19 protein-coding genes are annotated in these 21,617 nt (G+C 63.9%); 14 read left to right on the top strand and 5 right to left on the bottom strand.

Annotated elements, in window-relative coordinates:
• Window positions 1-9 precede the first annotated feature (9 nt).
• From iscU to iscX, 6 genes are all read left to right on the top strand, one after another.
• Entirely contained in the window at window positions 10-423 is a 414-nt protein-coding gene (gene iscU, locus M0D67_RS02235) for a Fe-S cluster assembly scaffold IscU (protein ID WP_097389708.1), read from the top strand.
• Window positions 424-584: 161 nt separating this feature from the next.
• Window positions 585-908 (top strand): iron-sulfur cluster assembly protein IscA, encoded by a 324-nt coding sequence (iscA, locus tag M0D67_RS02230; protein WP_028199494.1) that lies wholly within the window; start codon window positions 585-587, stop codon window positions 906-908.
• A gap of 201 nt (window positions 909-1,109) precedes the next feature.
• Window positions 1,110-1,637, top strand: coding sequence for a Fe-S protein assembly co-chaperone HscB (gene hscB, locus M0D67_RS02225; protein ID WP_154565456.1), 528 nt, complete (start codon window positions 1,110-1,112; stop codon window positions 1,635-1,637).
• A gap of 120 nt (window positions 1,638-1,757) precedes the next feature.
• A complete protein-coding gene (gene hscA, locus M0D67_RS02220) occupies window positions 1,758-3,629 on the top strand; it encodes a Fe-S protein assembly chaperone HscA (RefSeq protein WP_154565457.1) in 1,872 nt (623 codons plus the stop codon).
• A 140-nt stretch (window positions 3,630-3,769) separates the two neighbouring features.
• Window positions 3,770-4,111 (top strand): ISC system 2Fe-2S type ferredoxin, encoded by a 342-nt coding sequence (gene fdx / locus M0D67_RS02215; RefSeq protein WP_097389705.1) that lies wholly within the window; start codon window positions 3,770-3,772, stop codon window positions 4,109-4,111.
• A 15-nt stretch (window positions 4,112-4,126) separates the two neighbouring features.
• Window positions 4,127-4,324, top strand: a complete 198-nt coding sequence (gene iscX, locus M0D67_RS02210; protein WP_007181290.1) for a Fe-S cluster assembly protein IscX — start codon at window positions 4,127-4,129, stop codon at window positions 4,322-4,324.
• Between the two features lie 130 nt (window positions 4,325-4,454).
• Here the strand turns inward: iscX and M0D67_RS02205 are convergent, their stop codons facing one another.
• The 5 genes from M0D67_RS02205 to M0D67_RS02185 form a co-directional block, all read right to left on the bottom strand.
• On the bottom strand, window positions 4,455-5,207 hold the full coding sequence (locus tag M0D67_RS02205) for a glycine zipper 2TM domain-containing protein (RefSeq protein ID WP_154565458.1): 753 nt from the start codon (window positions 5,205-5,207) through the stop codon (window positions 4,455-4,457).
• Between the two features lie 318 nt (window positions 5,208-5,525).
• Entirely contained in the window at window positions 5,526-7,067 is a 1,542-nt protein-coding gene (gene lysS, locus M0D67_RS02200) for a lysine--tRNA ligase (protein WP_266237205.1), read from the bottom strand.
• Between the two features lie 132 nt (window positions 7,068-7,199).
• Window positions 7,200-8,304, bottom strand: a protein-coding gene (gene prfB, locus M0D67_RS02195; RefSeq protein ID WP_154565459.1) for a peptide chain release factor 2 whose coding sequence is annotated in 2 segments (ribosomal slippage) — window positions 7,200-8,222 and window positions 8,224-8,304 — 1,104 coding nt in all. Because the reading frame shifts where the segments join, the coding sequence is not laid out codon by codon here.
• Between the two features lie 228 nt (window positions 8,305-8,532).
• Window positions 8,533-10,239 carry a single-stranded-DNA-specific exonuclease RecJ gene (gene recJ / locus M0D67_RS02190; RefSeq protein WP_266237071.1) on the bottom strand — a complete coding sequence of 569 codons (1,707 nt, stop codon included), beginning with the start codon at window positions 10,237-10,239 and terminating at the stop codon, window positions 8,533-8,535.
• Between the two features lie 28 nt (window positions 10,240-10,267).
• Complete coding sequence (locus tag M0D67_RS02185; protein ID WP_154565461.1) at window positions 10,268-11,413, bottom strand: regulator; 1,146 nt, start codon at window positions 11,411-11,413, stop codon at window positions 10,268-10,270.
• Window positions 11,414-11,481: 68 nt separating this feature from the next.
• On the opposite strand from M0D67_RS02185, the gene M0D67_RS02180 reads away from it, so the two are divergent.
• From M0D67_RS02180 to kdsA, 8 genes are all read left to right on the top strand, one after another.
• Window positions 11,482-11,778, top strand: a complete 297-nt coding sequence (locus tag M0D67_RS02180) for a hypothetical protein (protein WP_154565462.1) — start codon at window positions 11,482-11,484, stop codon at window positions 11,776-11,778.
• A gap of 346 nt (window positions 11,779-12,124) precedes the next feature.
• Window positions 12,125-13,378, top strand: a complete 1,254-nt coding sequence (locus tag M0D67_RS02175; protein ID WP_171925471.1) for a lipoprotein-releasing ABC transporter permease subunit — start codon at window positions 12,125-12,127, stop codon at window positions 13,376-13,378.
• Entirely contained in the window at window positions 13,371-14,114 is a 744-nt protein-coding gene (lolD, locus tag M0D67_RS02170) for a lipoprotein-releasing ABC transporter ATP-binding protein LolD (RefSeq protein WP_154565464.1), read from the top strand. Before M0D67_RS02175 ends, lolD begins: the two co-directional genes overlap by 8 nt.
• 56 nt (window positions 14,115-14,170) lie before the next feature.
• A complete protein-coding gene (locus M0D67_RS02165; protein ID WP_171925472.1) occupies window positions 14,171-14,959 on the top strand; it encodes a TatD family hydrolase in 789 nt (262 codons plus the stop codon).
• 121 nt (window positions 14,960-15,080) lie between these two features.
• Entirely contained in the window at window positions 15,081-17,981 is a 2,901-nt protein-coding gene (locus tag M0D67_RS02160) for a DNA internalization-related competence protein ComEC/Rec2 (protein WP_266237066.1), read from the top strand.
• A 107-nt stretch (window positions 17,982-18,088) separates the two neighbouring features.
• Window positions 18,089-18,892, top strand: a complete 804-nt coding sequence (locus M0D67_RS02155; protein WP_171925473.1) for an alpha/beta fold hydrolase — start codon at window positions 18,089-18,091, stop codon at window positions 18,890-18,892.
• Between the two features lie 152 nt (window positions 18,893-19,044).
• Window positions 19,045-20,718, top strand: a complete 1,674-nt coding sequence (locus M0D67_RS02150) for a CTP synthase (RefSeq protein WP_154565468.1) — start codon at window positions 19,045-19,047, stop codon at window positions 20,716-20,718.
• Window positions 20,715-21,569: a 3-deoxy-8-phosphooctulonate synthase gene (gene kdsA, locus M0D67_RS02145; RefSeq protein WP_097389693.1), complete on the top strand. Its 855-nt coding sequence runs from the start codon at window positions 20,715-20,717 to the stop codon at window positions 21,567-21,569. Before M0D67_RS02150 ends, kdsA begins: the two co-directional genes overlap by 4 nt.
• The last annotated feature ends 48 nt before the right edge of the window (window positions 21,570-21,617 follow it).

Genomic DNA, 21,617 nt, shown 5'->3' with positions numbered 1-21,617 from the left:
AGTGTAATCATGTCTTACAGCGCAAAGGTTCTGGACCACTACGAAAATCCGCGCAACGTCGGTTCCTTCGAGAAAGACGACGATGCGGTCGGTACGGGCATGGTCGGCGCGCCGGCTTGCGGCGACGTGATGAAGCTGCAGATCCGCGTGGGCGCGGACGGCATCATCGAAGACGCGAAGTTCAAGACGTACGGCTGCGGTTCGGCGATTGCGTCGAGTTCGCTCGTTACCGAATGGGTGAAGGGCAAGACGCTTGACCAGGCCATGTCGATCAAGAACACGCAGATCGCCGAAGAATTGGCGCTGCCGCCGGTGAAGATCCACTGCTCGATCCTCGCGGAAGACGCGATCAAGGCAGCGGTCGCCGACTACAAGCAACGCCATGGTGAAGCAGTCGTCGAAGGCGACAAGCAACACGCGTAAGCGGCAGTCGAGCGCGCGGTTGAGTGCTCATTTGGGTGAGTCGAAGCGGGCGGTGCGGGCAAGAAACACCGTCCGGCATGAGCGATATTTGAAGCAGGCAGGGTAGCAGCGCGTCAGTAGGCACAGGAGTGACGAACGCGCGCGGCGCAATGAGAAACGCTATGGCAATTACGTTGACCGAAAAGGCAGCACAGCACGTCCAGAAGTATCTGACTCGCCGCGGCAAGGGGGTCGGGCTGCGCGTGGGCGTGCGCACCACGGGTTGCTCGGGTTTGGCCTACAAGCTCGAGTACGTGGATGAACTCGCGCCCGAAGACGAAGTGTTCGATTGCAACGGCGTGAAGATCATTGTCGACCCGAAGAGCCTCGCCTATATCGACGGCACCGAACTCGACTTTGCACGCGAAGGGTTGAACGAAGGCTTCAAGTTCAACAACCCGAACGTGAAGGACGAGTGCGGTTGCGGCGAATCGTTCCGCGTGTAAATCGGCTCACTCCGCGTGCAGCGGATCAAAGGCGGCGCGTGCCGCCTTTTTAGTTTGATCCGCGCGTCCGGGTTGGCACTTTTCGGCTGATTTAGTCGCTGAATGCGCCGCTAAATCCGCCGGTGAGTCTCCACGGCGCTTTCGATCCGCGTTTTTAGCCTGCACTCCGGTGCGCTTTCCTGAACGGACTCCTTTTATCCGATGGCCTCGCTGAACGACAGCCACTTCGACCTGTTCGATCTGCCGGCGCAATTCGCGCTCGACGCAGCGGCACTCGATCACGCCTACCGCACCGTGCAGGCGCAAGTGCATCCGGACCGCTTTGCGGCGGCCGGCGACGCGCAAAAGCGCATCGCGATGCAATGGGCGACGCGTACGAACGAGGCCTATCAGACGCTGCGCGATCCGTTGAAGCGCGCGACCTATCTGTTACATCTGCGCGGCATCGACGTCGGCGCGCAGAACAATACGGCGATGGAGCCGGCGTTCCTGATGCAGCAGATGGAGTGGCGCGAAGGCATTGAAGACGCGGCCGCGGCGAAGAACGTCGACGCGCTCGACGCCTTGCTCGCTGAACTGCGCGACGAAGAGCGGATGCGTTTCGACAAGCTCGGCGCGCTGCTCGACAGCGGCGCGAATCAGGCGGCGGGCGAGGCGGTGCGGCAGTTGATGTTCATCGAGCGGGTGGCGTCGGAAATCGGCACGCAGATCGAGCGGCTCGAGAACTAGCGGTCCGGCGTAGCGGCGCGAGTCGGCGCCGTGCATGAACAGGTAGCGATAGCAGCCGTAGCATTACATCCAGCAACGCGAAAATTCAGGACGGGGCCCAGCGGCCCCGAGAAGATCCAGATGGCCTTACTGCAAATCTCCGAACCCGGCATGGCGCCGGCGCCCCATCAGCGGCGTCTGGCGGTCGGTATCGATCTCGGCACCACCAATTCCCTTGTCGCCGCCGTGCGCAGCGGCGTGCCTGACGTGCTGCCCGACGAAGACGGCTATGCGCTGCTGCCGTCGGTTGTCCGTTACCTGGAAAAGGGCGGCCGCCGTATCGGCCGCACGGCCAAGGCTGAAGCCGCGATCGATCCGCGCAACACGATCGTGTCGGTCAAGCGCTTCATGGGCCGCGGCAAGGCGGAAGTGGAAGGCGCCGAAAACGCGCCGTACGATTTCATCGACGCGCCCGGCATGGTGCAGATCCGTACCGTCGACGGCGTGAAGAGCCCAGTCGAAGTGTCGGCGGAAATTCTTGCGACGCTGCGCCAGCGTGCCGAAGACACGCTCGGCGACGAACTGGTCGGCGCAGTCATTACCGTGCCTGCGTATTTCGACGAAGCGCAGCGCCAGGCGACCAAAGACGCCGCGCGTCTGGCCGGCCTGAACGTGCTGCGTCTCCTGAACGAGCCGACTGCGGCCGCGATCGCCTACGGCCTCGATAACGGTTCCGAAGGTCTCTACGCGGTCTACGACCTCGGTGGCGGCACCTTCGATCTGTCGATTCTGAAGCTCACCAAGGGTGTGTTCGAAGTGCTCGCGGCGGGCGGCGATTCCGCGCTCGGCGGCGACGATTTCGACCATGCCCTGTATCGCCACGTGCTGGAGCAGGCGGGCATCGCGCCGCAAACACTCGCACCGGAAGACGTCCGCCTGCTGCTCGACAGCGTACGCGTGTCCAAGGAGGCGTTGTCCGGCGCGCCGAATGCGAAGGTACAGGCAACGCTCTCGAACGGCACTCAGATCGATCTGACGGTCGACGAGGCCACTTTCGAGGCCATCACTCAGGCGCTGGTTCAACGGACGCTTGGGCCCACGAAGAAAGCGCTGCGCGACGCCAAGGTTGCGACCAAGGACATTGAAGGCGTGGTGCTGGTCGGCGGCGCGACGCGCATGCCGGTGATCCGCCGTGCGGTCGAGTCGTTCTTCGGCCAGCCGCCTTTGATCAACCTCGACCCGGATCAGGTCGTCGCGCTCGGTGCGGCGATCCAGGCCGATCTGCTCGCGGGCAACCGTGGCGCCGACGGCGACGACTGGCTGCTGCTCGACGTGATTCCGCTGTCGCTGGGCGTTGAAACGATGGGTGGTTTGACCGAGAAGATCATCCCGCGCAATTCGACGATTCCGGTCGCCCGCGCGCAGGATTTCACGACCTTCAAGGACGGCCAGACGGCCATGGCGATCCACGTCGTGCAAGGCGAGCGCGAGCTCGTCAACGATTGCCGTTCGCTCGCGCGGTTCGAGCTGCGCGGCATTCCGCCGATGGCCGCCGGTGCGGCGCGGATTCGCGTCACGTATCAGGTCGACGCGGACGGCCTGCTGTCCGTGTTCGCACGTGAACAGGGCTCGGGCGTGGAAGCGTCGGTGGTGGTCAAACCGTCCTACGGTCTCGCCGACGACGACATCGCCAGAATGCTCGAAGAGAGCTTTTCGACCGCCGAAGTCGACATGCGCGCGCGTGCGCTGCGTGAAGCGCAAGTCGAAGCGCGCCGTCTCGTCGAAGCCACCGACGCGGCGCTCGCCGCCGACGCCGAATTGCTCGACGACAGCGAACGCGCCGAACTCGACACGCTGCTCACCGCCTTGCGCAACATCGCGGCAAGCGACGACGCCGACGCGATCGAAGCCGCGACCAAAGCGCTCGCCGAAGGCACCGACGAATTTGCCGCCCGCCGCATGAACAAAGGCATTCGCCGTGCGCTGGCCGGCCGCAAGCTCGACGAGATCTGAGCGTCTTGCGGCGTGGCTGCGCGATGCGCGCCAGCCGGCAATGAATCGCGCTGCGCGGACTTAAAAAGTCCGCGCAGCGCCAGTAAAATGGTACGGAGCCTGTTTGCGGCCGCCGTGCCGCAGACCCAAACGGAAAATGTATGCCTCAAATCGTTGTGCTGCCCCACGTCGAACTGTGCCCGGAAGGCGCGGTGATCGATGCCGTGCCCGGCAAGAGCATCTGCGACAGCCTGCTCGAACACGGCATCGAAATCGAACACGCGTGCGAGAAGTCTTGCGCGTGCACGACTTGTCACGTGATCGTGCGTGAGGGTTTCGCCGCCTTGACGCCGTCCGAGGAAGACGAGGACGATCTGCTGGACAAGGCGTGGGGGCTCGAACCGGCCTCGCGTCTGTCGTGCCAGGCGATGGTGCCGGCCGAGCAGGATCTGGTTGTCGAGATCCCGCGCTACTCGATCAATCACGCGAAGGAAAATCACTAACTGGAGGATGCAGCCATGAAGTGGACCGATACGCAAGACATCGCGATGGCCCTGACTGACAAGCACCAGGACATCGATCCGCAACAGGTGCGCTTCACCGATTTGCACCGTTGGGTCACCGAGCTGGAAGGTTTCGACGACGATCCTAACCGGTCGAACGAAAAGATCCTCGAAGCGATTCAGGCTGCATGGATTGAAGACGCGGATTACTGAGCGAGCAGTATGCCCGGTTGTTCGCTGGCGGCGGGGCGAGATTGATTCCGCTCCGGCTGCGGCAAAGAAAAAGGCGATTCCATTGGAATCGCCTTTTTTAACGCCTGGAGAATCTTCAGGCTGTCAGCGGTCAGCTTGCTACGAGCGTGCCGTTTTCGACCCGCACGCGCTGGCCTTGCTGGAACGGCGGCGCTTCGTGATACGTGAAGTAGCGCGTCTTGCCGTTTTCCATCCGCACCCGCACGGAATAGGACGTCGTGCTGCGAATGTGCTTTTCAACCGAGTTACCGGCCAGGCCGCCACCGAGGGCGCCCAGCACCGTCATCGCGGTGCGGCCGTTGCCGCTGCCGAACTGGTTGCCGACTACGCCACCGGCCACTGCGCCGCCGACCGCACCGATACCCGTGCCATGGCCTTCCTGACGTACCGCCGAGATGCCTTCGACTGTGCCGCAGGTCGAGCAGTAGGCAGGTTGCGACGGCTGTTGCTGGGCGTACTGCGGTGCCGGTCGGGCCTGTTGCTGCTGGGCGTACTGAGGTGCCGGTTGCGCCTGTTGCTGCTGAGCGTACTGTTGTTGCTGCGTTGGCGCCGGGGCGCGTTGAGGCGCCTGTTGCTGCGCTGCCTGCTGTTGCGCTTCGGCCTGCGCGGCTGCCTGTTGAGCGGCCGGGTTTGCCGGCGCCGCTGAATCGACCACGCCCGGTTGGGTGGCCACTTGCGCAGCCTGGGTCTGATCGGTTTGCGCGCCGCTGCTCGACGCGCTCGGGAACAGGCCCGTGACGGCCGCTGTCGCGGCGAGGCTGGCGATGATTACTGCGCCCGCGGCAGTAGCGACGAGCGGATGAAGACGACGTTGTTGCGTGGGTTTGGTATCTGGATTGTCCATATTGGCCTCCGTCTGGAGCAGAGTCGACTGTTATTGAGACTGAGTGTCGGGCAATTCGATCCCGGAAGGGTTTCAATTTGTAACCATTTTCGGGCAATCATCGCGGCGCTTTCGCGTCAAAGCGCGCGCAGCGCGGCGGGGTGCCTGATTTCTTGCGGGTCCACAGCAACTTAAGAAAACCGCGGCCCGGCGGCGAATATGCGCCTTTTACCGATGGTTACAAACCGTCAGATTACAGCAGGCGGTGTTTTTCACGCACCGAAAGAAAAAACGCCCAACATCGAGCCAGGCGTTTTTCTTTTGCAAACCACGCAACGATCAGTCTTCGCGGCGCAGATGCGGGAACAGAATTACGTCGCGAATGCTCGGGCTGTCGGTCAGCATCATGACCAGACGGTCGATGCCGATGCCGCAACCGCCGGCCGGCGGCATGCCGTACTCCAGCGCGCGGATGTAGTCGGCGTCGTAGAACATCGCTTCTTCGTCGCCGGCGTCTTTCTGGTCAACCTGCTTCTTGAAGCGGGCGGCCTGGTCTTCCGGATCGTTCAGCTCCGAGAAACCGTTGGCGATTTCACGGCCCGTGATGAACAGCTCGAAACGCTCGGTGATGCCGTTGAACTTGTCCGACGCGCGCGCCAACGGCGACACTTCGATCGGGTAGTCGATGATGAAAGTCGGCTCCCACAATTGCGCTTCAGCGGTCTCTTCGAACAGCGCCAGTTGCAAGGCGCCGACGCCGGCGTTCAGGAACTGCGGCTGCGACGCATCCACGCCGAACTTCTTCAGTTCCGTGCGCAGGAATGCGTCGTCGCCGAGTTGTGCGTCCGTGTACTGCGGCGCGTACTTCTGGATCGCCTGGCTGATCGTCAAACGAAGGAAAGGCTTGGCCAGATCCAGTTCACGACCCTGGTAGCTGATCGTCGCGCTACCGAGCGCATCGACCGCCGCCTGGCGGATCAGCTGCTCGGTGAAGTCCATGATCCACTTGTAATCGGTGTACGCCGCGTAGAACTCGATCATCGTGAATTCCGGATTGTGGCGGACCGACACGCCCTCATTGCGGAAGTTACGGTTGATCTCGAACACACGCTCGAAGCCGCCGACCACGAGGCGCTTCAGATACAGTTCCGGCGCGATGCGCAGGAACATTTGCATATCGAGCGCGTTGTGGTGCGTTTTGAACGGCTTGGCCGCCGCGCCGCCTGGAATCGGGTGCAGCATCGGCGTTTCGACTTCCATGAAGTCGGCGTCCGACATGAACTTGCGGATCGACGAAATTGCCTTGGTGCGCGCGACGAAGGTCTTGCGCGTTTCCGGCGTGACGATCAGGTCGACGTAGCGCTGGCGGTACTTCATTTCCTGGTCGGCGAGACCATGGAACTTGTCCGGCAGCGGACGCAGCGACTTCGACAGCAAACGTAGTTCGGTGCAACGCACCGAGAGTTCGCCCTTGTTGGTGCGGAACAGCACGCCGCGTGCCGCGACGATGTCACCCATGTCCCACTTCTTGAAGGCGTCGTACGTTTCCTGACCGACGTCGGCGGGCGTAATGAAGAACTGGATCTGACCCGAACCGTCGCGCACGGTTGCAAAGCTCGCCTTGCCCATCACGCGCTTGAGCATCATGCGGCCGGCGATCGCGACTTCGAGCGGATTGACTTCGAGCGCTTCCTTGTCGGTTTCGGCGTATTTCGATTGCAGATCTTCGGCGTGATGCGTGGGGCGGAAATCGTTCGGATAGGCGACGCCTTGCTCACGCAGTTCGCGCAGCTTTTCGCGGCGTTCGGCCATGATCTTGTTGTCGTCTACCTCGGGCGTGACATTAGGCTGGGCCGCATTCGGCTGGGTCGGTTCGGTCATGATGGTTTGGTATTCGGTGGCCCGCACCAGGATGGTCCGCATGCGGGTGGCCAGTCAGTAAAAACCTCAGGCGCTATAACAAAGGTGCAAAGATACGGCGCGACGATGTCAGGCATGCCGCGCCGGTTGCGCTTAGACGCCCTGTTTCAGGCTGGCGCTGATGAACGGATCGAGGTCGCCGTCGAGCACGCTCTTGGTATTGCTGATTTCGACGTTGGTACGCAGATCCTTGATACGGCTGTTGTCCAGCACGTACGAGCGGATCTGGTGACCCCAGCCCACATCGGTCTTGCCGGCTTCGAGCTTGTCCTGCTCGGCCTGACGCTTGCGGATTTCCGCTTCGTACAGGCGCGATTTCAGCATGGCCATGGCTTCGGCGCGGTTGCGGTGCTGTGAACGATCGTTCTGGCACTGCACGACGATGCCCGACGGCATGTGCGTAATCCGCACGGCCGAATCGGTCTTGTTGATGTGCTGACCGCCCGCACCGGACGCGCGGTACGTGTCGATGCGCAGATCGGCCGGATTGATGTCGACTTCGATCGAATCGTCGATTTCCGGATACACGAACACCGACGAGAACGATGTATGGCGGCCACCCGACGAATCGAACGGCGACTTGCGCACGAGGCGGTGCACGCCGGTTTCGGTGCGCAAAAAGCCATAGGCGTATTCGCCTTCGATCTTGATCGTGGCGTTCTTGATGCCCGCGACGTCGCCTTCGGTCTGTTCCAGCACTTCGGTCTTGAAGCCCTTGCGCTCGCAGTAGCGCAGGTACTGGCGCAGCAGCATGGACGCCCAGTCGCACGCTTCGGTACCGCCGGCGCCGGCTTGAATGTCGAGGAAGGCGTTGTTCGGGTCGGCCGGATTCGCGAACATCCGGCGGAATTCCATGTCGGCGACGCGCTGCTCGAGCCCTTGGGCATCCGTTTCGCACGAGATGAGGGTTTCCTCGTCGTCTTCTTCGCGGGCCATTTCGAACAGGTCCTGCGCGTCGCGCAGGTCGTTGTCGAGCGACGTAAGCTTGCCGACGACGTCGTCGAGCAGTTTCTTTTCCCGGCCGAGGGCCTGGGCGTGCTTCGAGTCGTTCCAGACGTCCGGGTCTTCGAGTTCCCGGTTGACTTCGATTAGACGCAGTGCTTTGTCGTCGTAGTCAAAGATACCCCCGTAGCGAGTCTGCGCGCGTGCGCAGGTCCGCCAGAGAGGCTTCGATCGCGTTGAGACGTTCCGCTTCCATGTCGATCTTTTATAGCTTCGTAAAAAGGGGAAATTATAGCCGATCGGCGCCCCGCGCCGGAGGCTTGTGAGCGATCCGGCGCGGGTTTGGGGTTGATTTTGCGGTGATTTTCGGTGCTTTCGAGCGATGCCGGGCAAGCTGCGGTACACGCGGCCATGGGTAGCCGGCGCAAGCATTGCGCGCAAATTTCGCGGCGTGGACCCGAGGCGGCGACGGCCCGTGCGCGCTTCAGCTCGCCGCGTGCTCGACGATCAATTGCACCCGCGATACGCCATTCCACGTGTCGCTGGCGAGCCGGTAGGCGACGGTGGTGCGCGCGGGCAGCGTGTCCGTATGGTTGAACCAGATCGCGTTGAAACGCTGGCGGCCGCGCACCAACTGCAGTTTCAGATGCTTGTCTTTCACCAGCGCCTGCGAGGCGATGTCGAACTCGCCGGAAAACACTGGCGCCGGGAAGCCTTGGCCCCATACGGCGGCGTCGAGCATTTCGACGAATTGCGGCGTGAAATAGGCGTCTTCGAGTTCGCCGTCGGTTTCGACCGTGCGCGAAAGCGCCTCTTCGGAGAGCCATTCGCGGCCCACTGCCTCGAACGCGGCGGTGAAGCGCGGCACGTCGGCGGCGGCCATCGTCAGACCCGCTGCCATCGCGTGGCCGCCGAATTTGACGATCAGGCCCGGCTCGCGCTTCGAGATCAGATCGAGCGCGTCACGCAGATGGAAACCCGAGATCGAACGGCCCGAGCCTTTGACGAGCTGGCCGCTGTCGTCGGCAAGCGCGAACGTGAACGACGGCCGGTGGAATTTCTCCTTCAACCGTCCGGCGACGATGCCGATCACGCCCTGGTGCCAACTCGGATTGAACAGCGTGATGGTGGTCGCGCCCTCAGGATTGATCGCCGAGAGGTCCTCGAGCGCCTGCTGCTGCATGCCGGCTTCGATTTCGCGGCGCTCGCGGTTCATCGTGTCGAGCTGCTGCGCGAGATCCCATGCGCGGCCGATGTCGTCGGTGGTCAGGCACTCGATCCCGAGCGACATGTCCGACAGGCGGCCGGCCGCGTTCAGGCGCGGCCCGAGCGCGAAACCGAGGTCGAAGCCCGATGCACTGCGGGCGTCGCGCGCGGCCGCGCGAAAGAGGGCGGCGATGCCCGGCTGCATCTTGCCTTTGCGGATCCGCTGCAGTCCTTGCGCGACCAGCACGCGGTTATTGCCGTCGAGCTTGACCACGTCGGCCACCGTCCCGAGCGCGACCAGATCGAGCAGGCCGTCCAGCCGCGGCTCGGGGAAATCGTCGTTGAAGGCGCCGCGGCGGCGCAATTCCGCGCGCAATGCCAGCAGCACATAAAACATCACGCCGACGCCCGCGATGCACTTGCTCGGGAACGTGCAGCCCGGCTGGTTCGGATTGACGATCGCGCGGGCCGCCGGCAGTTCGTCGCCGGGAAGGTGGTGATCGGTGACCAGCACGTCGATGCCGAGCGCGTTCGCCGCTTCCACACCATCGACGCTGGCGATGCCGTTATCGACCGTAATCAGCAGTTCCGGCTTGCCCGACGCGCTGCGGGCGGCCAGTGCGACGATCTCAGGCGTGAGGCCATAGCCGTATTCGAAGCGGTTCGGCACCAGATATTCGATCTGACCACCGAACATGCGCAGGCCGCGTACCGCGACCGCGCAGGCGGTGGCGCCGTCGCAGTCGTAGTCGGCGACCACCAGCATGCGGCGTTTGTTCTGGATCGCGTCCGCGAGCAGCACGGCGGCGCCTTCGCAGTCTTTGAGCCCGGCGGGCGGCACGAGCCGCGCGAGACCGGTTTCGATTTCATCGGGCATGCACACGCCGCGCGCGGCGTACAGGCGCGCGAGCACCGGATGCAGGCCGTGGCGGGTGAGGACTTCGGCGTCGACGGGTGACGAGGCGCGCGTAACGATTCGAGTCATTCGGAAAGGCCGTGGATCATTCGATAGGTCATTCGATAAACAGCGACGCGAACACGCGCCGTCGCCAGAATTTGCGCAGATCGCCGCGCGTGACCGTGAGCGTCACCGAACCGGTGTCGCCGCACAGCGTCAGGGCGAGTTCGTTCAAATGGCCGGATTGCAGCGCTTGCAATGCGGGTTCGAACCAGTCGGCTTGCAATGCGGCGAAAGCGTCGTTCCAGCGCGCCCAGTCCTGCTCGATGTAGGGCGCGGAGAAAGGATCGAGTTCGACCAGCGTGGCGCCGTCGGCATGTGTCTCGGCGGACGCGCCAACCGACGCGTTGCCTGACGCGCCGTTCGCCGCAGTAGCGGCCTGGAACGCCGCAAACGACGCCGGCGGCGCCGCGGTCTGGACGCCAGACGTCATGGCGAGGCCACGCGTGGCCGCCGCGTCGGAAAACACCCGCGCGAACGGGCTCCTGACCGGCTGCGCCGCGCCTTGCGCGTGAAACCAGATCGAGTTGACAGCCGGCAGGCCGCGCGCCTCGCGCGCTTCATTGACGGGATGCTCGAACCACGCCATCTGGACTTCGTTCTGCAGCTTCATCCAGGCGCGTGAACGGTCGCCGGAATGCGCTTCGTGCGGCAGCCAGATTTCGATGTTGCGGCCGCTCGCGCGCAACGGCGACGCCCCTGCCAGCGTGCCGAAGCCGTCGCCCGACAAGTACCAGCGCGCGGGCTTCGGCGCTTCGATGCGCACACCGAGTTCCTCGATCAACGGCCGGGCGACCGCCAGCAGCACGCTGGCTTCGTCGTCGGACAGTTCGAGCGAGGCCGGATCGATCAGCACCAGATGGTCGTGCGCGATGCGCACGTGCACCGGTTGTACGCAGGCCCACGTCGCAGTGCCGGGCTCGCCACCGTCGGCGCGCAGCATGTACGGGGCAAGCGGCGCTTCGTCCGCGGCCGCCGCGCCGCTCGGCAGCGCGCCGAACTGGCGCGCCACCCAGCGCTCGTGCGGCAGCGTGCGCTGAAAATCTTCACCGATCACCCGTTCGACCAGCGTCGCGCGGGCGATCAGCCGGTCGAGAGCCGGACTCTGGATGTCGTGCAGGGCGGTGGAGGCGTCCGCTGCGGCGGGCAGCGCGAAGGGCAGGAGAAGATGAAGACGGTTGGCGTGCATGATGCTGCGCATTGTAGGGCAAAGAGTGCGAGTATTCAGACCATATCGGCGGATTCGGGCACCCCATCCGAGCCTTGCCGATGGCAGCAGCCGCGCGCGGCGGCACCGCGCCCATGACGAGGGAGACCGACATGTCGCGTGAACTGAAAACCGAGCAGGAACTGCTTGCATTGGTCGTGCAGGCGCTCGACGCCAATCCGGCCACGGCCGGCTGGATCCCGACCGGTTTCCACGAGACCGTCGAGGACGAGGACGGCTGCAACTGGGATATCACCCATCTGCATCGCGACCGTAAGGATGCGGAAGTGCGCGACGTTGCAGCCAGCGAGGCGGCCGGGATCATCAACGATCTGCGCCGCCGCTACAACCTGAGTTAGGGCGAGTGTCTGCGCAAGACGGCGGGCGGGCAGCGTTGCGCCGTGAGGCCGCTGCGTCTGCCGTGAGCCCAGCGTGCAAGGCCTTTGCGTGGGTTCGCGGCATTGTATGGCAAACTTCGCGCTTGATTGACGGTAGTGGCGGCAGCGACGGGGCGATGGCTTCGGTGGCGGGGGAGGACCTGGCGCACAGGAGCGCACCGGAACGTCATACCGGAACCATCCGGGTTGCGGCGACACCAATGATCACGACGCTCGGGCCGCATGACAGGCGCGACAGCCGCAAGCTGCCGCCGCCATGCGCGGCACAAGGCCCGCGAGCAGACGAAGAACGCAGAAAAGGATTCGCTTGAAATTTCCCTACGAATGGCAGATTGGCTGGCGCTACACCCGCGCCGGCAAACGCACGACCGGTAACGGCTTCATTTCCTTCATCGCGCTCGTGTCGATGTCGGGCATCGCGCTCGGCGTCGCGGCGCTGATCGTCGTGTTGTCCGTGATGAACGGTTTCCAGAAAGAGGTGCGCGACCGGATGTTATCGGTGCTGGCGCACGTCGAAATCTTTTCGCCGACCGGTTCGATGCCCAACTGGCAATTGACCGCCCAGGAAGCGCGCCAGAACAAGGAAGTGATCGGCGCGGCGCCGTATGTCGAAGCACAGGCGTTGCTCACGCGTCAGGACGCGGTGAGCGGCGTGGCGCTGCGTGGCGTCGAGCCGACGCTCGAGCCTGAAGTGTCCGACATCGGCAAGGAGATGAAGGGCGGCAAGCTGACCGACCTCGTGGCGGGCGACTTCGGCATCGTACTGGGCGCGGACCTCGCCACCAATCTCGGCGTGACGGTCAACGACAAGATCACGCTGGTCGCGCCCGAAGGCACCATCACGCCCGCCGGCATGCTGCCTCGGCTGAAACAGTTCACGGTGGTGGGCATCTTCGAGTCGGGGCATTACGAGTACGACAGCACGCTCGCGCTGATCAACATCAAGGACGCGCAGGCGCTGTTCCGGCTATCGGCGCCGACCGGCGTGCGGCTGCGCCTGACCGATATGCAGCGGGCGCCGGAGGTCGCGCACCAACTGGCGCGCAGCCTGTCCGGCGATTTGTATATTCGCGACTGGACCCAGCAGAACAAGACCTGGTTCTCGGCGGTGCAGATCGAAAAACGCATGATGTTCATCATCCTCACGCTGATCATCGCGGTCGCGGCGTTCAATCTGGTGTCGTCGCTGGTGATGACGGTGACCAACAAGCAGGCTGACATCGCGATTCTGCGCACGCTCGGGGCGCAGCCCGGCTCGATCATGAAGATTTTCGTGGTGCAGGGCGTGACGATCGGCTTTATCGGCACGGCGACCGGGGTCGCGCTCGGCTGCCTGATTGCGTGGAGCATTCCGTGGCTCGTGCCGATGATCGAGCATCTGCTCGGCGTGCAGTTCCTGCCGCCGTCCGTGTATTTCATCAGCGAACTGCCGTCTGAACTGATTCCCGCCGACGTGGCGCGGATCGGCATCATCGCGTTTGCGATGTCGGCGCTGGCGACCCTCTATCCGAGCTGGCGTGGTGCGAAAGTCCGTCCTGCGGAGGCACTGCGCTATGAATGACCGTTCCACTAGCGTATCCATGGCCCCTGAAGACACCGCGCTGCATCCCTATGTGCTCGAAGCGACCGGCATTTCGAAGTCGTTCGTGCAGGGCGGCCTCAATGTGCAGGTCCTCAACAACGCGCAACTGAATGTCCGGCGCGGCGAAAAGCTGGCGATTGTCGGCGCGTCGGGTTCCGGTAAGAGCACGCTGCTGCATGTGCTCGGCGGCCTCGACGATCCGAGTGCCGGTCATGTTTCGGTGATGGGCAAGCCTTTTACGAAGCTCTCCGAGCGCGAGCGCAACGACCTGCGCAATCGCGCGCTCGGTTTCGTGTATCAGTTTCACCATCTGCTGCCGGAATTCACCGCGCTCGACAACGTCGCCATGCCGCTGCGGATTCGCCGCATGACGACCGAGGCCGCGCGGCGCGAAGCGCTCGCGGTGCTGGAGCGCGTCGGCATGGGGCATCGGGCGAAGCATCGTCCGGGTGAACTGTCGGGCGGCGAGCGTCAACGTGTCGCGATTGCGCGGGCGTTGGTGACGAAGCCCGCCTGCGTACTCGCTGATGAACCCACCGGCAATCTGGACGGCGGCACCGCCGACACGGTGTTCAACCTGATGCTCGAACTGTCGCAAACGCTCGACACGAGCTTCGTGATTGTCACGCACGATCCGGAACTGGCCGGACGTTGCGACCGGATCATGCGGTTGCGCGACGGCGTATTGCACGAAGAGCCGCCGGTGCCGGTTTAAGCACCGCGCGGAACGTGAGCGATGCTCCGCCACCTCTGTCACTAGCGAGGCGCGCCATGTGGATCGATACGCACTGCCATCTCGACGCTTCGGAATTCAACGCCGACCGCGCCGAAGTCGCCGATGCGGCGCGTCAAGCCGGCGTAGGGCGTATCGTGATTCCCGCGATCGGTCGCGAGAACTTCACGACGGTGCGTGAACTCGCGCACCGCATCGACGGTGGCGCGTATGCGCTGGGCATCCATCCGCTCTTCACGCCGGGTGCTGAGGAGCGCGATCTCGACCTGCTGCGCATGGAAATCGAGGCGAGTCTCGACGATCCGCTGTTCGTTGGCATCGGCGAGATTGGCCTCGATTATTTCGTCGAAGGTCTCGACGATGCGCGCCAGCAGTTCTTCTACAACGGTCAACTTCAACTGGCGCGCGAATTCGATCTGCCGGTGATTTGCCATGTGCGCAAATCGCAGGATCAGGTGATCAAAGGGCTGCGGCGGCATCAGATTCATCGCGGCATCGCACACGCTTTCAACGGTAGTTTCCAGCAGGCTCAGGCGTATATCGACCAGGGCATGCATCTCGGTTTCGGCGGCAATCTGACCTTCGAGCGGGCGCGGCAAATCCGCCGTCTTGCTGAGCAATTGCCGTTCGACGCGCTGGTCGTCGAGACCGACGCGCCGGACATCGCCCCTTCCTGGATGTACAAACAGCGCAACTCGCCGGATCAGATTCCGGCCATCGGCGCGGGGCTCGCGCAACTGCGCGGCATGACCGCCGACGAAGCCGCCCTAGGCACAACGGCTAACGCGCTCGCCGCGCTGCCGCGGCTCGCACTTTCCTCTGCATAATTGAACGCGATGGTTTGAGTGATTCGCGCCGGGCGGAACACATGCCTGGCGGGCTTGCTGACGTCTGCTCGCCGTGCGTTGCGCCGTTCGGCGATGGCTGGTCGGAAGGGGCGGAGGGCGGATGCGGGCATGGTGGTGCGGGTTTGCGTTGGGCGTGATCTGGCTGCAGCGGCAGGCGGTGTTGCCGGATTGGGGTGGGTGGTGCGCGCTGGTGCTGTTGGCGAGCGTTGCGATACTTATAGCGGCGTGGGGATTGCGCCGCGGCTCTGCTGGCAAAGGGGGCGGCGGTTCTTCGGAGGGAGTGTGCGGCGGTTCCTCAGGGGAAGTGCGCGGCTACTCTCCCTACAGTGTTTGTGGCAACTCGCCGGGCGGGGTGTGCTGCGATTCCTCGAGCGAAGTGTGCAGCGGTCCTTCGGGCGGATTGCGCTGCGGTGCTTCTGTGATTGCGGACACGCGTGCGGCGGTTGCAAATTCGCGCGTGAGACGCGTCTTGTTCAGCGCACGCTTTCGTTCGGGCGTCGGCTGGGGCGCGGTGTGGATTGCGGCTTTATGTGTGGGCTTCGGCTACGCCGCCTGGCGCGCTGAGACCCGGCTCGCGGTGAGCTTGCCGAGCGCCTGGGAAGGGCGCGATATCGATGTCGTCGGCAGTATCAAGGGTCTGCCGTCACGCGATGAAAAGGGCGCGCGTTTCCTCTTCGAAGTCGAGTCGGTTGATGTGCCGATCGCCGCTTTTCCTCGCGTGATTCAACTTTCGTGGATTGCCGAAGATGCGCCTGCGCCGTCGCTCGAACCGGGCGCGCGCTGGCGTCTGACTGTGCGGCTCAAACGGCCGCATGGCAATGCGAACTTCGGCGTGCGCGATGCCGAAGCCAGCTTGCTGGCGCGCAATGTACGCGCCACCGGCTATGTGAGCGCACCGGCTCACGCCGCGCGTTTGCCGGGCAACGCGCGTGGCGTAGGCGTGACGGTCGATCGCTGGCGCGCCGCGCTGCGGGCGCGCATCGGCACGGTGCTCGCCGACGCGCCACATCGTGGGATCGTAGTGGCGCTCGCCATCGGCGCGCAGGACGAAGTTAGCGCGGCCGACTGGCTGTTGATGCGCGGCACCGGCACAAGTCACCTGGTGGCGATTTCTGGCTTGCATATTGGCTTTGTCGCGGGCCTCGCGGCGTGGCTCGCCGGTGCGGTGTGGCGGCGTTCGGGGTTCATCGGCCGCAACTGGCCCTTGCTGGTACCCGCGCAGGTCGTCGCGGTGACGGGCGGCGCGTTGTTCGCCGGGCTGCATGCGGCGTTGGCCGGTTTCAATGTGCCGGCGCAGCGAGCATTGTGGATGGCTGGCGTGGTGGCGCTCGCGTTTATCAGCGGGCGCAACGTCGCGCGATCGGTGGTGTTGGCGTGGGCGTTGGGGTTGGTGCTGCTGATCGATCCGTGGGCGGTGGTGTCGGCGGGATTCTGGCTGTCGTTCTGCGCGGTGGCGGCAATTTTGTTCGCGATGTCGGGACGGCCCCGTGTGCAGGATCATGAGCAGCGCCGTGACGAAGAGGGGGAAGGGGCCGTGACGCCGACAAGGCTCTCGCGCCTTTGGTCCGGTCTGTGTCGTCGCGTTCGCGCTTTCGGTGAGCGCCTGCGCAGCGCGGCGCATGTGCAGTTCGCGGTGACGGTCGCGCTTGCACCGCTCACCGTCTACTGGTTCGCGCAGATTCCACTGATCGGCCCGCTTGCGAATGCCTTCGCGATTCCATGGGTGAGTCTGCTGGTGACGCCGGCGGTATTGGCGGGCGTCGCGTTGCCCGAGCCATTCGATGCCTACGCCTTTCGCGCCGCGCACACCTTGCTCGATCTGCTCGCCGCAGGCCTGCAGATGCTGTCCGGCCCGGCATGGACGCTCTGGCGATTGCCGCAGCCGGACGCGTGGACCCTTGCCGCGGCGGCGGTCGGCGTTCTCTGGTGTCTGGCGCCGCACGGCTGGCCTCTGCGCTGGGCTGCACCGCTCACCTGGCTGCCGCTGCTGCTGCCTGCGCCGCCCGGTCCGCCGCATGGCACCTTCCGTCTGACGGCGCTCGACGTCGGGCAAGGCACCTCGGTGCTGGTCGAAACGGCGCACCATGCGCTGCTGTTCGACGCCGGACCGGGACCGGAATCGACGCATGCGGGAGAACGGGTTGTCGTGCCGTTTTTGCAGGCGCATGGCGTCGCGGTGCTCGATACGCTGCTCATCAGCCACGCCGACTCCGACCATTCGGGCGGCGCGCCGGCTGTACTGGACGCGATCGAGGTGCGCCAAATGGTGGCGGCGTTGGCGCCGGCGAATCCGTTGTGGTCGAACGCAAGGCAACACGGCACTGATACGTTGCCCTGTGCGGCGGGGCAGCGCTGGCAGTGGGACGGTGTCGAGTTCGCAATGCTCTGGCCGGATGCCGGGCCGCTGCAGGGTAAGCCGAATGCGCATTGCTGCGTGTTGCGGGTGAGCACGGTGCCTGCTGCGGAGAGCGCGTCGGCCGGAAATGTTAAACCGACGCCATTACGCATAACCGCCTTGCTGACGGCCGACATCGAAGCATCGGTCGAACGCATCCTGCTCGCGCGCGATCACGACGCGTTGCGCGCCCAGGTGCTGGTCGTGCCGCATCACGGGAGCAAGACTTCGTCGACCGAGCCGTTCCTCGACTCTATCGAGCCGCTCGTCGCGCTATTTCAGGTAGGCTATCGCAACCGATTTCATCATCCGAACGCGGGTGTGTTCGAGCGTTACAAGGCACGGCACATCGAGCTTGGACGCAGCGATGCGGACGGCGCGGTGCGCGTTGATGTCAGCCCGGATTTCGACTCGGGTCTCAACCCGGGCATCGGACCCGAGGGACGCATGGGGATCAGTGCGGGCATCGGGCCCGAGGAAAGCGCGCGAGCCAGTGCGGGTGTCAGCCCGGGAAGCAACCCAAGCGGCGGCCGAGACCTGAACGGCGCCGCACTGACGCTCGAACGCTATCGCGACACGCAGCGCCGCTACTGGATGGATCGCTGATGGATTGCCTGCCGTACAGATAGAACAAACGCGCCGCGGGGTCTGGAGCCTGCACGAAAAGTCAGGAGCCAATCCGGCGCGCCAAAACAGAACGGAGATCGCCGCAGTTGAAAAACATCATCCACTTCTCGCACGCGAACGGTTTTCCGGCGTCGACCTACCGGACGATCTTCGCCGAACTCGCCGACGACTATGAACTGCGCTCGATCGAGCGCATCGGTCACGACGCGCGATATCCCGTCACGCAGGATTGGCCGCATCTGGTCGAGCAACTGCTCGACGACGTCGGCCGGTCGTACGAGCAGCCGGTGTGGCTGATCGGCCATTCGTTGGGCGGCTATCTGTCGCTGATGGCCGCACTGAAAAAGCCACAGTGGGTGAGGGGCGTGGTGATGCTCGATTCGCCGGTAATCGCGGGCTGGCGCAGCAGCATGCTGCGCGTGTCGCAATGGACCGGACTCGACGAGCGCCTGTCGCCCGCGGCGGCCACCCGCACGCGCCGCACGCAGTGGGCGAGCCGCGAGGAAGCATGGCGGCATTTCCACTCAAAGCCGGCGTTCGCGCGCTGGGACGAGCGCATGCTGTCCGACTACATCGACTTCGGCATCCCGCAGAGCTCGCTCGACGGCGGCCGTTCGCTCGCTTTCGACCGGCGCACCGAGTATCAGATCTACAAGACCTTGCCGCATACGCTCGGCCCCCGCCTTGCGCACGGCGCCCCGGTGCCGGTGGGATTCATCGCCGGCACGCGTTCAAAGGAGGTGCGCCAGGCGGGTCTGGACGCCACTCGCCGCGCGACCGGCGGTCATGTGGAATGGATCGAAGGCAGCCATCTGTATCCGATGGAAAAACCACTCGAAACCGCGCGCGCGGTGCAGCGGATGCTGCGCGAACTGGAGCGGCGCGCCTGACTGCACGCCTTGTCGGGGCAAATAAACGGTGCATGATCGGCGCGCGGCAATCGCTGCCGCCGTAGCATCGGCACGTATAGATGTCGCTCGGATTTTGCTGGGTTGAGACCCTGCTTTACGGTATAATCCGTTTTTCCCGCGAGCATCCAGCGATGACCAAATATGTTTTCGTCACCGGCGGCGTAGTATCTTCCCTCGGCAAGGGTATTGCCGCCGCTTCCCTCGCCGCGATCCTCGAATCGCGCGGTCTTAAAGTCACCCTCCTCAAGCTCGATCCCTACATCAACGTCGACCCCGGCACGATGAGCCCGTTTCAACACGGCGAAGTGTTCGTGACGGAAGATGGAGCGGAGACTGACCTCGACCTTGGCCACTATGAGCGCTTCATCAGCACGAAGATGCGCAAGGCCAACAACTTCACCACGGGCCAGATTTACGAATCGGTGATCCGCAAGGAGCGCCGCGGCGATTATCTTGGCAAGACGGTGCAGGTCATTCCGCATATCACGAACGAAATCCAGGCGTTCATCGAACGCGGCGCGGCTTCCGCGACGTGCGGTGAGCCGGACGTCGCCATCGTCGAAGTGGGCGGCACTGTGGGCGACATCGAATCGCTGCCGTTCCTCGAGGCCGCACGTCAGATGAGCCTGCGCATGGGCCGCAACAGCGCGTGCTTCGTGCACCTCACACTGGTGCCCTGGGTCGCCACTGCAGGCGAGCTGAAAACCAAGCCTACCCAGCATAGCGTGCAGAAGCTGCGTGAAATCGGCATCTCGCCGCACGTGCTGCTGTGCCGTGCCGACCGCCGCATTCCGGACGACGAGCGCGCGAAGATTTCGATGTTCTCGAACGTGCCGGAAGATGCGGTGATTTCCGTGTGGGACGCCGACAGCATCTACAAGATTCCGCAGATGCTGCACGACCAGGGTCTGGACGCGATCATCTGCGAAGAGCTCAAGCTCACGCCGAAGCCGGCCGATCTGACGATGTGGTCCGACCTCGTCGAAAAGCTCGAGAACCCGAAGCACGAAGTCACGATCGGCATGGTCGGCAAGTATGTCGATCTGACCGAATCGTACAAATCGCTGATCGAAGCGTTGCGCCATGCGTCGATGCATACGTCGACCAAGGTCAACATCGAGTACATCGATTCGGAAGAGATCGAGACGCAAGGCGTCGAGAGCCTCAAGCATCTGGATGCGGTGCTCGTGCCGGGTGGCTTCGGCCGTCGCGGCACCGAAGGCAAGATGGCCGCGATCCGCTATGCACGCGAAGCGAAGGTGCCGTATCTCGGCATCTGCCTTGGCATGCAACTGGCCGTGATCGAATTCGCCCGCGACGTGGTCGGTCTGAAAGATGCGAACAGCACCGAGTTCGATCAAGACACCGAGAACCGCGTGGTCGCACTGATCACCGAATGGTACGACCGTGAAGGCAAGGTCGAGAAGCGCACCGAAGAATCGGATCTGGGCGGCACGATGCGCCTCGGTTCGCAACGTTGCCCGATCAAACCCGGCACGATGGCCGAAGAGATCTATGGCAAGGATGTGAACGAACGCCATCGTCACCGTTATGAAGTCAATAACCGCTTCGTGCCCCAGCTCGAAGCCGGTGGCCTTATCATCAGCGCCCGTACCCCGAGTGAAGATCTGCCGGAAATGATGGAATTGCCGCGCAGCATGCACCCGTGGTTCGTCGGCGTGCAGTTCCACCCGGAATTCACGTCCACGCCGCGTGACGGCCATCCGCTGTTCAAGTCGTTCGTCGAAGCGGCGCTCGCGCATCAGCAGCCGCGCGTGGCGGCGGAAGTTGGGGAGAAAGCATGAAACTGGGCGATTTCGAAATCGGGCTCGACAAGCCGTTTTTCCTGATCGCGGGCACCTGTGTCGTCGAATCCGAACAGATGACGATCGACACGGCGGGCCGGCTGAAGGAAATCTGCGCGAAGCTGAACATTCCGTTCATCTACAAATCGTCGTACGACAAGGCCAACCGCAGCAGCGGCAAGTCGTTCCGCGGTCTGGGCATGGACGAAGGTTTGCGCATTCTGTCGGAAGTGAAGCGTCAGCTCGGTTTGCCGGTGCTGACCGACGTGCACGCCGAGCACGAGATCGAGCAGGTTGCGTCGGTGGTCGACGTCCTGCAAACGCCTGCTTTCCTGTGCCGTCAAACGGACTTCATCCACGCTTGCGCGCGTTCGGGCAAGCCGGTCAACATCAAGAAAGGCCAGTTTCTCGCACCGCACGACATGAAGAACGTAATCGACAAGGCGCGTGATGCGGCGCGTGAAGCCGGTCTCTCGGAAGACCGCTTCATGGCGTGCGAACGCGGCGTGTCGTTCGGCTATAACAACCTCGTGTCGGACATGCGATCGCTTGCGATCATGCGCGAAACCAACGCGCCGGTCGTGTTCGACGCCACCCACTCGGTGCAGTTGCCGGGCGGGCAGGGCACGAGCTCGGGCGGTCAGCGCGAATTCGTGCCGGTGCTGGCGCGCGCCGCCGTGGCGACGGGCGTGGCGGGTCTCTTCATGGAAACCCATCCGAAGCCTTCGGAAGCCAAGTCGGACGGCCCGAACGCGGTGCCGTTGCATCGCATGGCCGATCTGCTCGAAACGCTGGTTACGCTCGATCAGGCCGTCAAGCGCGCGCCGTTCCTCGAAAGCGATTTCAACTGATTCAGGCGTTCGCGGGGTGTCACGATTGGTGCGCATAATTGGCCCGGT

Origin of the sequence: Paraburkholderia sp. SECH4, from assembly GCF_030511745.1 — a bacterium.
In the GTDB taxonomy this organism is placed as follows: domain Bacteria; phylum Pseudomonadota; class Gammaproteobacteria; order Burkholderiales; family Burkholderiaceae; genus Paraburkholderia; species Paraburkholderia madseniana.
This window is presented reverse-complemented; position numbering and strand designations above follow the sequence as displayed.